The sequence below is a fragment of the Streptomyces sp. NPDC127100 genome, assembly GCF_042724095.1.
Taxonomy (GTDB): Bacteria; Actinomycetota; Actinomycetes; order Streptomycetales; family Streptomycetaceae; genus Streptomyces.
In genome coordinates this window covers 33,869-46,887 of sequence record NZ_JBHXFL010000017.1, presented here as the reverse complement: position 1 = coordinate 46,887, position 13,019 = coordinate 33,869, and the positions used below count along the sequence as shown (strand labels likewise).

The 13,019-nt window shown below is 72.8% G+C and carries 14 protein-coding genes; 8 read left to right on the top strand and 6 right to left on the bottom strand.

Annotated elements, in window-relative coordinates; all coding sequences use genetic code 11:
- Positions 1–160: 160 nt before the first annotated feature.
- Positions 161–757, bottom strand: coding sequence for a 4'-phosphopantetheinyl transferase superfamily protein (locus ACFWJB_RS18000; protein WP_385458986.1), 597 nt, complete (start codon positions 755–757; stop codon positions 161–163).
- A 352-nt stretch (positions 758–1,109) separates the two neighbouring features.
- On the opposite strand from ACFWJB_RS18000, the gene ACFWJB_RS17995 reads away from it, so the two are divergent.
- Positions 1,110–1,613, top strand: a complete 504-nt coding sequence (locus ACFWJB_RS17995; RefSeq protein ID WP_386923240.1) for a hypothetical protein — start codon at positions 1,110–1,112, stop codon at positions 1,611–1,613.
- Here the strand turns inward: ACFWJB_RS17995 and ACFWJB_RS17990 are convergent.
- Positions 1,590–2,126: an RNA polymerase sigma factor gene (locus tag ACFWJB_RS17990; RefSeq protein ID WP_385458990.1), complete on the bottom strand. Its 537-nt coding sequence runs from the start codon at positions 2,124–2,126 to the stop codon at positions 1,590–1,592. The two genes, ACFWJB_RS17995 and ACFWJB_RS17990, sit on opposite strands and share 24 nt — an antisense overlap.
- Before the next feature lie 662 nt (positions 2,127–2,788).
- On the opposite strand from ACFWJB_RS17990, the gene ACFWJB_RS17985 reads away from it, so the two are divergent.
- The 3 genes from ACFWJB_RS17985 to ACFWJB_RS17975 all read left to right on the top strand — a co-directional run bounded on the left by ACFWJB_RS17985 (position 2,789) and on the right by ACFWJB_RS17975 (position 4,415).
- Entirely contained in the window at positions 2,789–3,355 is a 567-nt protein-coding gene (locus ACFWJB_RS17985; RefSeq protein ID WP_385458992.1) for an RNA polymerase sigma factor, read from the top strand.
- Positions 3,352–3,843 carry a hypothetical protein gene (locus ACFWJB_RS17980; RefSeq protein WP_386923237.1) on the top strand — a complete coding sequence of 164 codons (492 nt, stop codon included), beginning with the start codon at positions 3,352–3,354 and terminating at the stop codon, positions 3,841–3,843. The genes ACFWJB_RS17985 and ACFWJB_RS17980 overlap by 4 nt, the downstream gene beginning before the upstream one ends.
- A gap of 146 nt (positions 3,844–3,989) precedes the next feature.
- A complete protein-coding gene (locus ACFWJB_RS17975) occupies positions 3,990–4,415 on the top strand; it encodes a hypothetical protein (RefSeq protein WP_385459059.1) in 426 nt (141 codons plus the stop codon).
- Between the two features lie 334 nt (positions 4,416–4,749).
- Here ACFWJB_RS17975 and ACFWJB_RS17970 read toward each other — a convergent pair whose 3' ends face one another.
- On the bottom strand, positions 4,750–6,138 hold the full coding sequence (locus tag ACFWJB_RS17970) for a cystathionine beta-synthase (RefSeq protein ID WP_385458996.1): 1,389 nt from the start codon (positions 6,136–6,138) through the stop codon (positions 4,750–4,752).
- 167 nt (positions 6,139–6,305) lie between these two features.
- Here ACFWJB_RS17970 and ACFWJB_RS17965 point away from each other — a divergent pair, with 167 nt between their 5' ends.
- The 3 genes from ACFWJB_RS17965 (at position 6,306) to ACFWJB_RS17955 (ending at position 9,897) form a co-directional block, all read left to right on the top strand.
- Positions 6,306–7,331 carry an SGNH/GDSL hydrolase family protein gene (locus ACFWJB_RS17965; RefSeq protein WP_385458998.1) on the top strand — a complete coding sequence of 342 codons (1,026 nt, stop codon included), beginning with the start codon at positions 6,306–6,308 and terminating at the stop codon, positions 7,329–7,331.
- Positions 7,332–7,600: 269 nt separating this feature from the next.
- Positions 7,601–8,821, top strand: coding sequence for an acetyl-CoA C-acetyltransferase (locus ACFWJB_RS17960; protein WP_386923235.1), 1,221 nt, complete (start codon positions 7,601–7,603; stop codon positions 8,819–8,821).
- A gap of 293 nt (positions 8,822–9,114) precedes the next feature.
- Complete coding sequence (locus ACFWJB_RS17955) at positions 9,115–9,897, top strand: hypothetical protein (RefSeq protein WP_385459002.1); 783 nt, start codon at positions 9,115–9,117, stop codon at positions 9,895–9,897.
- A 19-nt stretch (positions 9,898–9,916) separates the two neighbouring features.
- Here ACFWJB_RS17955 and ACFWJB_RS17950 read toward each other — a convergent pair whose 3' ends face one another.
- Positions 9,917–10,228 carry a hypothetical protein gene (locus tag ACFWJB_RS17950; protein WP_385459004.1) on the bottom strand — a complete coding sequence of 104 codons (312 nt, stop codon included), beginning with the start codon at positions 10,226–10,228 and terminating at the stop codon, positions 9,917–9,919.
- Positions 10,229–10,331: 103 nt separating this feature from the next.
- Between ACFWJB_RS17950 and ACFWJB_RS17945 the strand changes: the two genes are divergently transcribed.
- Entirely contained in the window at positions 10,332–10,562 is a 231-nt protein-coding gene (locus ACFWJB_RS17945) for a DUF4287 domain-containing protein (RefSeq protein WP_189234328.1), read from the top strand.
- Positions 10,563–10,682: 120 nt separating this feature from the next.
- On the opposite strand, the gene ACFWJB_RS17940 is transcribed toward ACFWJB_RS17945, so the two are convergent.
- A complete protein-coding gene (locus ACFWJB_RS17940) occupies positions 10,683–11,594 on the bottom strand; it encodes a Bax inhibitor-1/YccA family protein (protein ID WP_385459006.1) in 912 nt (303 codons plus the stop codon).
- A gap of 158 nt (positions 11,595–11,752) precedes the next feature.
- A complete protein-coding gene (locus ACFWJB_RS17935; RefSeq protein ID WP_385459008.1) occupies positions 11,753–12,928 on the bottom strand; it encodes a 4-hydroxybenzoate 3-monooxygenase in 1,176 nt (391 codons plus the stop codon).
- Positions 12,929–13,019 lie beyond the last annotated feature (91 nt).

Genomic DNA, 13,019 nt, shown 5'->3' with positions numbered 1-13,019 from the left:
GTCGGATGCGGCAAGGTGGTGGGGCAGGGGTGGTGGGGCAGGGGTGGTGGGGCAGGGGTGGTGGGGCAGGGGTGGTGGGGCAGACGTGGGGCAGGCGTGGGGCGGGACCGGGACACGCGTGGGGCGACGGGACGCCCGGGGCGCGGGAGCGGGTGTCCGGTCAGTCCCGGGGCAGCGCCCAGCACAGGACGCCCTCGCGGGGCAGCGGCCGGACGCTCACGTGGACGCGGGTGTGCGGGTGGCCCGCGGCCCAGGCGAGGTAGCCGGTCCCGTCCGGCTCCAGCCGCACGTCCCGCAGTCCCCGGGGGGCCGGGTCCACGACGGCGTGCAGCGCCTTGAAGGCGGACTCCTTCGCGGAGTAGAGCGCGAGCAGGCGCCGCGCGGCCGTGTGAGGCGGGCCGAGCAGCGGGCGTTCGGGGGCGCGCAGCACCAGGTGGGCCGCCCGGACGGGCAGTCGGGTCGTCTCCAGGTCGACGCCCAGGGTCCGGAACCGGGCCGAGGGGCCCGCGACGGCGACCGCGACACCGCCGGAATGACTGATCGACGCGGCGATCCCCTCGGGCAGCCGGGGGCGGGGCCCGTCGCACAGTACGGAGCCGGCGGTCAGGCCCGCCGCACGCACCGCGCGGTGCAGCGCGCTGCGTCCGATGAGGAAGTCGCTGCGGCGCGCCTGCGGCATGGTCCGCGCCAGACTCCGCTCCTCGTCGGTCACCGCGACGGGCGGCCCCTCGTGGGCCGAGGCGACCCCGAATCCCATGCCCGGAATGCGCGGCCCATTGCTGGAAAAAGCGCGGTGAAGGTTGTGGAGCGGCCCACTGAAATACACGATGCTCGCTTCCCCGTCCGTTGTCCTCGGTATCCGTGAGAACCGGTGACAGACCGCCCGCGCGAACCCTTCTCCCGGCGGGCGCGAGGGTCGGTATCCTGGTTTCTCACAGAGAGAAGAGGCGCCCCGGACGGCATGTACTCCCCCGGGTGCCAAATCCCTTCGTCCGCGGCCCGGGCGCACCCGCGCCAAAAGTTTTTCCAGCTCTTGACCATCCCGGGAGACAGTGCGACGCTCCCTCACATACGTCACCCCGCGTACGCGTGGAGAGGGAGCGACAGCAATGACCGGTGCGGTGGACAACGGCTGGCCGCGGGCCGAACTCGACCCGATCCGCCGGCTGAGGGTCATCGCGTCCGGCGCCCGGCACCCGGCCTTCGCCGAGCGCCGCTTCGACGTCCCCGTCGACCGCGTCTGGGCCGTGGCGTCCGACCTCGAGGCCGAACTCCCGCTCATCGTCCCGGGGCTGCGGTCCTTCACCGTCACGGAGTCCTCGGGGGAACGGCTGTCGGGCCGCGCGGCCGGCGCCTTCGGCTACCGCGAGCGCTTCGACGTCGTCCTGCGCCCCGGGTGGTGCCTGATGCAGGGCACCGCGCTGACCAGCGGCATGGCCGCCGCCCCGGACGGCGACGGCTGCCGCTTCGCCTTCTTCAGCACCCTGCGTCTGCCGGGTGGCGACACCCTGGACCGGATGCGCGCCCCCTGGTCGGCGAGGCGGGCCCAGCGGATGCTCGACCGCCTGGGCGAACGGGTGGCGGCCCGCTCAGCCCCAGGCCGAGCGGAATGACCGCCGGGCCCGGAACAGCCGGGACCTGACCGTCCCCACGGGAATCTCCAGCAGCGCGGAGACCTCCTGTTCGCTCATGCCCTCGACATGACGCAGCATCAGTACGGCACGGTGCTCCGGCATCAGGCGGCCCAGCGCGTCCGTGATGTCCGAGGCGAGGTGGAGGTCCCCCACGACGGGCGGGTCCTCCCACTCCATCGGCACGGTCGGCTGACGCCGGCGCTGGTTGGCGAACTTCAGCGCCTCGCGCACGGCGATCGCCCGCACCCAGCCGAACAGGGCCGCCGGCTCCTTGAGCTGACGGATGCTGCGGAACACCGCGATCAGCGCCTCCTGCGCGGCGTCGGGACCGTCCTGCAACGCCACGGGACCGCAGATCCGGCCGACGAAGGGCGCGAGGATCTCCAGCAGTTCGTCCATCGCCAGCGCGTCCCCGCGCCGCGCCCCCTCGACCAGGCGGGCCAGCAGCTCCGGATCATGGAACCCCGTGCGCCCCTCCCCGCCCGCACTCACCGCGCCCCCGCTGTCGCCGGGACCGGGACCGGACGGGAATGCGGGAAGGAAATTCCAGATTCAACCGAATAGCCGGACGGCGACGGGAACGGACGGCACCGCACCCTCGCGTATTGACGGAAATTAAAACAGGCTCGACCGTCAGCCGTTTTCCACAGAAATACCTGCACCATGTGTAACGGACCCCCCGTAGATGGCTAATTCAATAGCCGCACATCGCGCCCACCCTAGCACCGGGTGCAGAACTCCGGGAGGTTCGGCCGGGGAGTCCGCCGGGGCCAGGCATATGCCGGGTGGCGTCCGCAACAGATCGGCTCAGAACGCACCACCTCTCCACACCTCGGCGATAATCCGGCGCGATGGAATAGCCCGCCGCGCATGCCGGGGAGTGCCTCGGCGTTCGGTCCGCCCGGCACTCCCTGTCCACCCCGTCCGACGCCCGTCCGGCGACCGTGCGCCGGCCGCGGGACGGACATCCCCACCCGGACAGAGGCCCGCCGGGGCCCATGCACTCCCTCGGCCGCCGATTCCAGTTCAAGCCAGTTCCCGACGGACGGGAGTGCCCGGCCGCCGCCGCTCCTCCTCATCCACGAAAGCTCCCACACCGACGCCGTCCTGGTGCCGCCGCTGGAGCGCCGACGTCCAAGGGAGGAGAACGGCAGATGACCACAGCCCGAGCGGGCACCCTGCGCAAGGCCGCTGCCCCGCGGCAGGACACCCAGGAGGATCCCTGGGCCGCGGGAGGCGTCCTGGTGCGGGCCGCCCAGTCCGGTGACGCCCTGGCCCTCAACGACCTGCTGAGCCTGCTCACCCCGTACGTGAGCCGGCTGTGCCGGCCGATCGCCCTCGGCCACAGCGCCGACGCCGTGCAGGAGTCGCTGATCGCGGTGTTCCAGGGCCTGCCCCGGCTCCGCGACCCCCGCGCCCTGTACGCGTGGGTGCGCACCGTCACGGTGCGCGAGGCGGTGCGGGTGGCCCGCCGGGCCGAACGGGAGACACCCGTGTGCGAGTTCGACGACATCGCCTGGCCGGGCAGCCCGGAACTGGCGGTGGACATCCGGGACGTGCTCACCCGCATGTCCACGGAACACCGCGCGGTCCTGGTGCTGCGCGAACTCGAGGGCCTCGACGAGCGGTCGGCGAGCCGGATCCTCGACATCTCCCGCGGCACGATGAAGTCCCGGCTCCACCGTGCCCGTCACAGCTTCCGAAAGGCCTGGCCGCGATGAAGACGAACTGGCCGACGGCGGAACTCGACCCGGTCCGGCGCCTGCGCGTCATGGCCGCGGGACTTCACGCCGTCATGTACGCGGAGTCCCATGTCGACCTGCCGATGGCGGACCTGTGGTCCGTCGCCGGGGACCTGGAGGGTGAACTCCCCCATCTGCTGCCGACGCTGCGCGAGTTCCACTGCCATCCCTGCGGCGGGGACCGCTTCCACGGCCGGGCGTACGGGCCCTTCGGCCACACCGCCCGTTTCGACGTCCGGCTCCAGCCCGGCTGGTGCCTGATGCAGAGCCGGCACGTGGTCGGCGGCATGGCGGCCGTCGCGGAGGGGTCGGGCACGCGCTTCGCGGTCCTCGGCGGGCTGCGCCGGCCCTGGTCGGCTCCCCTCCAGACCGCCCTGCGCCCGGTCGGCCGCACCCGGGGCCTGCTGATGATCGACCGGGCCGCCCGGCGCGCGCGGCTGCGGCGGGACACCCGGGAGGCGGACTGAGCACTCGCCCGCCCGGCCGCCGGACGGCCCGGGTGGCGGGGCCCCCGCCCGCCGCCCCGTCCGTACCGCTCGCCCCCCGCCGGAAACGGGGGTTAGCCCCCGTGCCGACGCGGCCCCCGCCGCATACCGTGGTGGCCATGACGGGAATGGACGGGCGGGACACCGACCTCAAGAAGGAACTCGACGCCACCCTGCAGACCCGCAGGGAACTCGGTGAGGAGTACGAGTCCGCGCTGGTCGAGTCGTTCCTGGAGAAGGTCGACCAGCGCATCGACGGCGCGGTCGAGCGCCGGGTGCGCAGGCAGCTCGCCGAGCAGCAGATGACGGCGGCCCGGGACAGCCGGTCGCCGCGGGCCACCGACTCCTTCGGCGATCGCTTCGGCTTCGGCATCGTCTCGCTGGTCCTCGCCGTCCCGCTCTCCGCGATCGGCGGCGGCGTCGCCAACCTCCCCGGGCTGCTGGCCGCGTGGGCGGGCATCGTCGGGGTCAACGTCGTCCAGGCCGCCCGCACCAACCCGGACCTCTTCGCCCGGCGCCGCACCGCCGGCCGCGAGGACGGCTGGAAGGACTGAGCGCGACCGGGCGCGCGGGAAGTCTGCGCGGGGACCGCCGCACCCCCATCGCTGAGGGGCGGGACGACGACGGTCCCCGCGGGGGACGCGGTGCCCGGCCGCACGGCCGGGGCGACGCGTCCGTGGCGTCCGTGGAGGTCCGGGAGCCGCTCCGGAAGATCCTCGACGCCGTTCGGTGCCGGCCCGGACGGGGAGCCTCCCCCCGTGCTCAACGCCTGGGAGGTACCTCCATCGCCCTGCCGACACCCCTACTCTGCCGAACCCGTGTTAAGCGGGTGCTGCGCGAACGTGACGTGCGCGTACCACTTCCGCGAAGTCCGTGCGGACCACGGTCCTACTTGCCGCCCTTGGCGAGGAAGGCCAGCAGGTCCTGACGGCTCACCACACCCGTGGGCCTGCCCTCGACCAGGACGATCGCCGCGTCCGCCGTGCCGAGCACGGACATCAGGTCGGCGACCGGTTCTCCCGAGCCGACCTGCGGCAGCGGCGACGACATGTGCTTCTCCAGCGGGTCCTCCAGCGAGGCGCGCTGGGTGAACAGGGCGTCCAGCAGCTCCCGTTCCACGACCGAGCCGACGACCTCGGCGGCCATCACGTCCGGGTGGCCGGCGCCGGGCTTGACGATCGGCATCTGCGAGACGCCGTACTCGCGCAGCACCTCGATGGCCTGGCCGACGGTCTCGTCCGGGTGCATGTGGACGAGCGAGGGGATGGCGCCGTGCTCCTTGTCGTTGAGGACGTCGGCGACGCGGGCGCTGGGGCCGGTGTCCTCCAGGAAGCCGTAGTCGGCCATCCACTCGTCGTTGAAGATCTTGCTGAGGTAGCCCTTGCCGCTGTCCGGCAGCAGGACGACGACCACGTCGTCCTCGCCGAGCCGGGCGGCCACCTCCAGCGCCGCGACGACGGCCATGCCGCAGGAGCCGCCCACCAGCAGGCCCTCCTCCTTGGCGAGGCGGCGGGTCATCTGGAAGGAGTCCTTGTCCGAGACGGCGACGATCTCGTCCGCGACGTCGCGGTCGTAGGCGGTGGGCCAGAAGTCCTCGCCGACGCCCTCCACGAGGTACGGGCGTCCGGAGCCGCCGGAGTAGACGGAGCCCTCGGGGTCGGCGCCGATCACCTTCACGGCGCCGCCGCTGGCCTCCTTCAGGTAGCGCCCGGTGCCGGAGATGGTGCCGCCGGTGCCGACGCCGGCGACGAAGTGGGTGATCCTGCCCTCCGTCTGCTCCCACAGCTCGGGGCCGGTCGAGTGGTAGTGGGAGAGCGGGTTGTTCGGGTTGGAGTACTGGTCCGGCTTCCAGGCGCCCGGCGTCTCGCGGACCAGGCGGTCGGAGACGTTGTAGTAGGAGTCCGGGTGCTCGGGGTCGACCGCCGTCGGGCAGACGACGACCTCGGCGCCGTACGCGCGCAGCACGTTGATCTTGTCCGTGGACACCTTGTCAGGGCAGACGAAGATGCACTTGTAGCCCTTCTGCTGGGCCACGATGGCGAGGCCGACGCCCGTGTTGCCGCTGGTCGGCTCGACGATCGTGCCGCCGGGCTTCAGCTCGCCGCTCTGTTCGGCGGCCTCGATCATGCGCAGGGCGATGCGGTCCTTCACCGAGCCGCCCGGGTTGAAGTACTCCACCTTGGCCAGGACGGTGGCCCTGATGCCCTTGGTCACGCTGTTGAGCCGCACCAGCGGGGTGTTGCCGACGAGGCTGATCATCGAGTCGTGGAAATGCACCGTGGTCTCCGGATGCCGCAAAAGATGTGTCGTGATTGGTTCCGCCAGCCTATGGCCTGCCGGGCCGTCGATGCCCTGTGTCGGTCGTTCACTCCCCGTTGAGATTGGGCCACCGTCCGTACGGGGCAAGCAGTGGGTGAACGGCTTGGAGGAGGTGGCGGCGACGTATGACGAGCATGTGGAGGGCGAGGGCGGCCCGGCGCATCGCGGCCGGCGCGGCGTACGGCGGCGGCGGGATCGGGCTGGCCGGTGCGGCGGCGGTCGGTCTGCTGCTGGCGGAGGTGCAGCTGGCCAGGCGCCGGGTGGGCATCGGCACACCGGACCGGGTGCCGAACGCGGCGGGACTGTACGGCGGCACCCTCTCGACGGCCGTCGGGGCGCCGCTGCGGCTGGTGATGCTGGGTGACTCCACGGCCGCCGGCCAGGGCGTGCACCGGGCCGGCCAGACGCCGGGCGCGCTGCTGGCGTCGGGGCTCGCGGCGGTGGCCGAGCGGCCGGTGGAGCTGACCTCGGTCGCGGTGCCGGGGGCCCGGTCGGACGACCTGGACCGGCAGGTGACGCTGGCGCTCGCCGGCCGGTACCCGCTGCCCGACGTCTGCGTGATCATGGTCGGTGCGAACGACGTCACCCACCGCATGCCGGCCACCCGCTCGGTGCGGTACCTGTCGGCGGCGGTACGCCGGCTGCGCACGGCCGGCGCGGAGGTGGTGGTCGGCACCTGCCCGGACCTCGGCACGATCGAGCCGGTGCCGCAGCCGCTGCGCTGGCTGGCCCGGCGCACCTCGCGGCAGCTGGCGGCCGCGCAGACGATCGGCGTCGTGGAGCAGGGCGGGCGCACGGTGTCGCTGGGCGACCTGCTGGGGCCGGAGTTCGCCGAGAACCCGCGGGAGCTGTTCGGCCCCGACAACTACCACCCGTCCGCGGAGGGCTACGCCACGGCGGCGATGGCGGTCCTGCCGTCGGTCTGCGCGGCGCTCGGTCTGTGGCCGGCGGACGAGGAGCGTCCCGACGCCGCCCGCCGCGAGGGCTTCCTGCCGGTGGCGCGGGCGGCGGCCGAGGCCGCGGACGAGGCCGGCACGGAGGTCGCGGCAGTGATGCCCACGGGGCCGCGGGGCCCCTGGGCCCTCCTCAAACGCCGCCGCCGCCGACGCGTCTCGGAAACGGAACCGACGGCATCCACACAACGCAGATAGAGGACGGCGGCTCGCCCGCGGAGCGCGGGAGACGCGCCCGCCGGGCCGCGGGGAGTCACGCCCGGGGACGCGCGGCGCCGTGGGACCGGCCGGGGGCGCCCCGCGCCCGGGCGGTCGTGCGGCGCGTCCCGTCGGCCCACCGCCGCAGGCCCAAGCAAGCGCTTAGAAAGTTGCGGTCCATGTCACACCGCCGTAAGCGTGACCCGGGCCATACGTCCGGGTAACTTCCCAACCAGCCGCCTCATCCCCGCGACGCCACTGGAGCCGTGATGCCCGAAGCCGTGATCGTCTCAGCCGCCCGCTCCCCCATCGGCCGCGCCTTCAAGGGCTCGCTGAAGGACCTGCGCCCCGACGACCTGGCCGCCACGATCATCCAGGCGGCCCTCGCCAAGGTCCCCGAGCTGGACCCGAGGGACATCGACGACCTGATGCTCGGCTGCGGCCTGCCCGGCGGCGAGCAGGGCAACAACCTCGGCCGGATCGTCGCCGTCGAGATGGGCATGGACCACCTGCCCGGCTGCACCGTCACCCGGTACTGCTCCTCGTCCCTGCAGACCTCCCGCATGGCCCTGCACGCCATCAAGGCCGGCGAGGGCGACGTCTTCATCTCGGCCGGCGTCGAGATGGTCTCCCGCTTCGCCAAGGGCAACTCCGACAGCCTGCCGGACACCCGCAACCCGCTCTTCGCCGAGGCCGAGGCCCGTACCGCCGAGGTCGCGCAGCAGGAGGGCACCACCTGGCACGACCCGCGCGAGGACGGCCTGGTCCCCGACCCCTACATCGCGATGGGCCAGACCGCCGAGAACCTCGCCCGCTGGAAGGGCGTCACGCGGCAGGACATGGACGAGTTCGGCGTCCGCTCGCAGAACCTCGCCGAGGAAGCCATCAAGAACGGCTTCTGGGAGCGCGAGATCACCCCGGTCACCCTCCCCGACGGCACCGTGGTGTCCAAGGACGACGGCCCGCGCGCCGGCGTGACCCTGGAGGGCGTCCAGGGCCTCAAGCCGGTCTTCCGCCCCGACGGCCTGGTCACCGCCGGCAACTGCTGCCCGCTCAACGACGGCGCCGCCGCCCTGGTGATCATGAGCGACACCAAGGCCCGCGAGCTGGGCCTGACCCCGCTGGCCCGCATCGTCTCCACCGGCGTCTCCGGCCTCTCCCCCGAGATCATGGGCCTGGGCCCGGTCGAGGCGAGCAAGCAGGCGCTGTCCCGCGCCGGGCTGACCATCGACGACATCGACCTGGTCGAGATCAACGAGGCCTTCGCCGCGCAGGTCATCCCCTCCTACCGGGACCTGGGCATCCCGCTGGAGAAGCTGAACGTCAACGGCGGTGCCATCGCCGTCGGCCACCCCTTCGGCATGACCGGTGCCCGCATCACCGGCACGCTCATCAACTCCCTCCAGTGGCACGACAAGCAGTTCGGCCTGGAGACGATGTGCGTCGGCGGCGGCCAGGGCATGGCCATGGTCATCGAGCGCCTCAGCTGAACCGGGACGGGCCGCTGAGGAACCGTCAGTAGCCCTCCGGGCGCCCAGCGTCACCCCTCGGCCCAGGACCCCGCGCACACCAGGGTTCTGGGCCGTTTTGTGACCCAAACTCCCTCAGGATGTGACCTAGCTCTCCGTCCCGCCGATTCCCGCAGGTCAGACCCGTCACACCCGCCCCTCCCGGGCCCAAGGTCCTGTCCGTTTCGTGACGTTACGCACTGACAGACGGTTAGTCCACCCTTCAAGCTGAGGTAGTAAGTCGGGGGTCGACTTTGAACCGGGAGAGTACGTCAGTGAGCGCCATGCCGATCGCCCTGCTGCTCACCACGGCCGCCACCGGCGCCGTGGGCGTCGCCGTCCTGCGCGCTGTCCTCGTGCTGCGCCGCCAGGTCGCGGCCCTGCATACCGAGCTGGCCGAGAGCCGCGCCGCCGCCGCGCGGGGCCGGGTCCCGGCCGCCCGCGGCACCAGCGACGCCGAGGAGATACGCGCCGCCGTCGCCGAGGCGCTCGCCGAGGAGCGCGAGCGGGAGCTCGCCGAGGCACGCGCCTTCTGGGCGGCCCAGGAGAGCCGCGACGCCTCCGACGCCCCCCTGCTGCTCGGCCTGTCCGACAGCGAGATGTTCCTGCCCCGCCAGGCCGACCTCGTGGGCCTGGAGCCGGTGGCCGAGCCGGGCGCGGACGCCGACGAGCCGGCCGGGGAGTCGGCCGAGCTGGCCGCGGCCCGCCGCCGTCACCCCTCGCACCCGGACTTCGTGCCGAATCCGGCGCCGGCCGTGAACGACCACGAGCGCACCGTCGCCGCGCTGGAGGAGCTGGCCGCCTCGCACGTCGCCCTGGCGGACGTCCGCCCGGGCCCGCTGGGCACCCTCGACGTGTACGTCTTCGCCGACGGCACCACCCTGTGCATGACGCCGGGCCACCGCGAGACCGCGGAGCGACTGGCCGGCGCCCTGCGCGCGGGCCGGACGCCCTACCTGCTGGGCGGCTCGGGCATCTCGGGCGCCTACACGCTGACCTTCGCCTGCGGCGAGGAGAACGTCTACATCCTGGCGGACCGGGTCATCGCGTCGCTGTAGCCGCGGGCACCCCCGGCCGTCACACCCCGGCCCGCTTGCGGGCCTCCTCCACCAGCCCCACCGCCTCCTCCACCTGGTCCGCGCCCGTCAGGACGACGGCCAGGTCGTGCGCGGCGACGGCGATCTGGTCGGCCGCGGCGAACATCCCCGCGTCCGGCATCTCCCGCGGCTCGGCGTCCGGGTCCTCCACGAGCTGGGCGCGCCGGGACAGCTCCCTGGCCAGCTCCAGCGCCTCGGCGGCGGCCCCGCGTTGCAGCCTGCTCTGCGGGGCGGCCCGCAAGCGGTCGGCGAAGTCGTCCACGGCACGGGTCAAGGGCGTCGTATCAACCACGGCGCGAGCGTACGCGGCGTTCCGGGACTGTTGCCAACGGACGCACGCTCGGGCACGGTGACCTGAAGGACCGGCCTACATCCCCTTTCGCCCGGAGGCGCCGATGTCCCACGTCTTCTCCGAGGAGACCCACCGCAATCTGCTCGCCCGCATTCCGCACTGCACCGGTCGTGAGATCGCCGACTGGCTGCGCGCCGTCGAGGACGGACCCTCTCTCTTCCGCTTCGAGGAGAAGGTGAGCTGGCTCCGTCACGAACACAACCTCGCGTACGGCCACGCGAAGGCCATCGTCCACGAGTACGACCTGAGGAGGGCGGCGCGCAACCTGCTCTAGGCGTGCACCGTTCCCGCCGGCGGTGACGGCGGGAGCGACGGCATACGGCGAAGGGGCCCCGGGCACAGTGCCCGGGGCCCCTTCACGCTGCGCTCCGGCGGACGGGGCGCGGCGCTGCCGTCAGTCGCTGCTGTTGAGGATCGAGATGAGCCGCAGGAACTCCATGTAGATCCACACCAGCGTCAGCGTGAGGCCGAAGGCGGCGAGCCAGGCCTCCTCGCGCGGGGCACCGTAGGCGATGCCGTCCTCGACCTGCTTGAAGTCCAGGGCGAGGAAGCAGGCGCCGAGGATGATGCCGACGACGCCGAAGACGACACCGAGGGCGCCGCTGCGGAAGCCGAGGCCGTCACCGCCGCCGAAGACGGCGAACAGCATGTTCACCATCATCAGGAAGACGAAGCCGAGCGCGGCCGCCATCACGAAGCCGTAGAAGCGGCGGTTGACGCGGATCCAGCCGGCCTTGTACGCGATCAGCACACCGGCGAAGACCGCCATCGTGCCGATCACGGCCTGCATGGCCGCACCGTCGGCGATGCGGTTGTCGACGACGCTGGAGACGACGCCGAGGAACACGCCCTCGAACGCCGCGTAGGAGAGGATCAGCGCGGGCGAGGCCTTGCGCTTGAAGGACTGGACGAACGCCAGCACCATGCCGATCAGCGCGGCGCCGATACCGATGCCGTAGGAACGGCTGATGTGGGCGTCGTCGACCGGCAGCAGCGCCCAGGCGAGCGCGGCGGTGACGATGAGGACACCGAGCGTGGAACCGGTGCGGACGACGACGTCGTCGATCGTCATCCGGCCGGTGGTCGCCGGCGCCTGCGGCGGCGTGCCGTACTGCTGGTCCTGCTGGGCGTACGGGTTCTGCGCGTAGGGGTTGCCGGCGGGCTGGGCGTACGGACTGCCCTGCGCGTACGGGTTGCCCTGCGTGGCGACGGCGGGACCCCCGGCCTGCGGCGCGGCGTTGAAGCCCGCGTAGCCGTTGTCGCGGCTGAACCCCCGTCGCGAGAAGACCGGGTTTCTGCTCCTCATTTCACTCCTCCATGGCCACGCTGCGCGGCCTTGGCTCAAGAGTAATAGAACGGCAAAGGATTGACCCTACTGCTTGGGGAGGATCTTTCCCTCGCCTTGTCCCGCAACACGCTACGGGCCAGGGTGATTCCCCTCACTGGCGGGGTGCCGTCCGGCGTTCAGCCGATCGGGAAGCCGGTGTACGCCTCGGCGAGGTCGGTCTCGGCGGCGCGGGAGGAGGCGATCCGGTCCAGGCGCGCCACCTGGAGGCGGTCGTCGAAGGGCGTGGCGTCGGGCGCGCGGTGCAGAAGGGTCGTCATGTCGTAGGAGAACCGCTCGGCCTGCCACACCCGGCGCAGGCAGGTGGCGGAGTAGGCGTCGAGCAGCTCGGCGGAGCCCGTCTCCCGCCGGTGCGTCAGGGCGCGGGCGAAGGTGACGACGTCGCCGACGGCCAGGTTGAGGCCCTTGGCGCCGGTGGGCGGCACGATGTGCGCGGCGTCGCCGGCCAGGAAGAGGCGGCCGTGCCGCATGGGCTCGTGGACGTACGAGCGCATGGGGGTGACGGACTTCTGGGTGACGGGGCCGCGCCGCAGCGTCCAGTCGTCGTCCGTCTCGAGGCGGCGTTCCAGCTCGGCCCAGATCTCCTCGTCGCTCCACGCCTCGGCGTCCGTGCCCTCGGGCACCTGGAGGTAGAGCCGGGAGACGGACGGGGAGCGCATGGACAGCAGGGCGAAGCCGCGGTCGTGGCGTGCGTAGACCAGCTCGTCGTGGGAGGGGGCGACGTCGGCGAGGATGCCGAGCCAGCCGAAGGGGTACGTCCGTTCGAAGGTGCGGCTCAGCCCGGCCGGGACCGCCTTGCGGGCGACGCCCCAGAAGCCGTCGCAGCCGACGACGTAGTCGCACTCCAGGACGTCCTCCGTGCCGCCGTGCCGGAAGCGGACCCGCGGCCGGTCGGTTTCGGCGCCCTCGACGGCCAGCGCCTCCGCCTCGAAGAGCAGCGGGCCGCCCTCCGCGAGCCGGAGGGCGATGAGGTCCTTGCAGACCTCGGTCTGGGCGTAGACCGTCACGGACCGGCCGCCGGTGAGGGCGGGGAAGTCGACGCGGTGACGGCGCCTGTCGAAGCGCAGCTCGATGCCGTCGTGGCGCAGCCCCTCGCGGTCCATCCGCTCCGCCGCGCCGGCCGCGCGCAGGACGTCCACCGTGCCCTGCTCCAGGATCCCGGCGCGCTGGCGCCGCTCGACGTAGTCGCGGTCGCGGCTCTCCAGGACGACCGAGTCGATCCCGGCGTTGTGGAGCAGCCGGGCCAGCAGGAGTCCGGCGGGGCCGGCCCCGATGATGCCGACGGTGGTGCGCATCGGTCGTTCCCTTCGATTGGCGTCGTTGCCGCAAACGTTGTTCGCGTGGTGAACTTTCCTTCACGAACATCCGCGCTGAGTCTCGGCCCCC

Bases quoted from the DNA above. Each gene is read 5' to 3' on its own strand.
- ACFWJB_RS18000 (WP_385458986.1), bottom strand. From the start codon at position 757: ATGGGATTCGGGGTCGCCTCGGCCCACGAGGGGCCGCCCGTCGCGGTG.
- ACFWJB_RS17995 (WP_386923240.1), top strand. From the start codon at position 1,110: ATGACCGGTGCGGTGGACAACGGCTGGCCGCGGGCCGAACTCGACCCG.
- ACFWJB_RS17985 (WP_385458992.1), top strand. From the start codon at position 2,789: ATGACCACAGCCCGAGCGGGCACCCTGCGCAAGGCCGCTGCCCCGCGG.
- ACFWJB_RS17980 (WP_386923237.1), top strand. From the start codon at position 3,352: ATGAAGACGAACTGGCCGACGGCGGAACTCGACCCGGTCCGGCGCCTG.
- ACFWJB_RS17975 (WP_385459059.1), top strand. From the start codon at position 3,990: ATGGACGGGCGGGACACCGACCTCAAGAAGGAACTCGACGCCACCCTG.
- ACFWJB_RS17965 (WP_385458998.1), top strand. From the start codon at position 6,306: ATGACGAGCATGTGGAGGGCGAGGGCGGCCCGGCGCATCGCGGCCGGC.
- ACFWJB_RS17960 (WP_386923235.1), top strand. From the start codon at position 7,601: ATGCCCGAAGCCGTGATCGTCTCAGCCGCCCGCTCCCCCATCGGCCGC.
- ACFWJB_RS17945 (WP_189234328.1), top strand. From the start codon at position 10,332: ATGTCCCACGTCTTCTCCGAGGAGACCCACCGCAATCTGCTCGCCCGC.
- ACFWJB_RS17940 (WP_385459006.1), bottom strand. From the start codon at position 11,594: ATGAGGAGCAGAAACCCGGTCTTCTCGCGACGGGGGTTCAGCCGCGAC.
- ACFWJB_RS17935 (WP_385459008.1), bottom strand. From the start codon at position 12,928: ATGCGCACCACCGTCGGCATCATCGGGGCCGGCCCCGCCGGACTCCTG.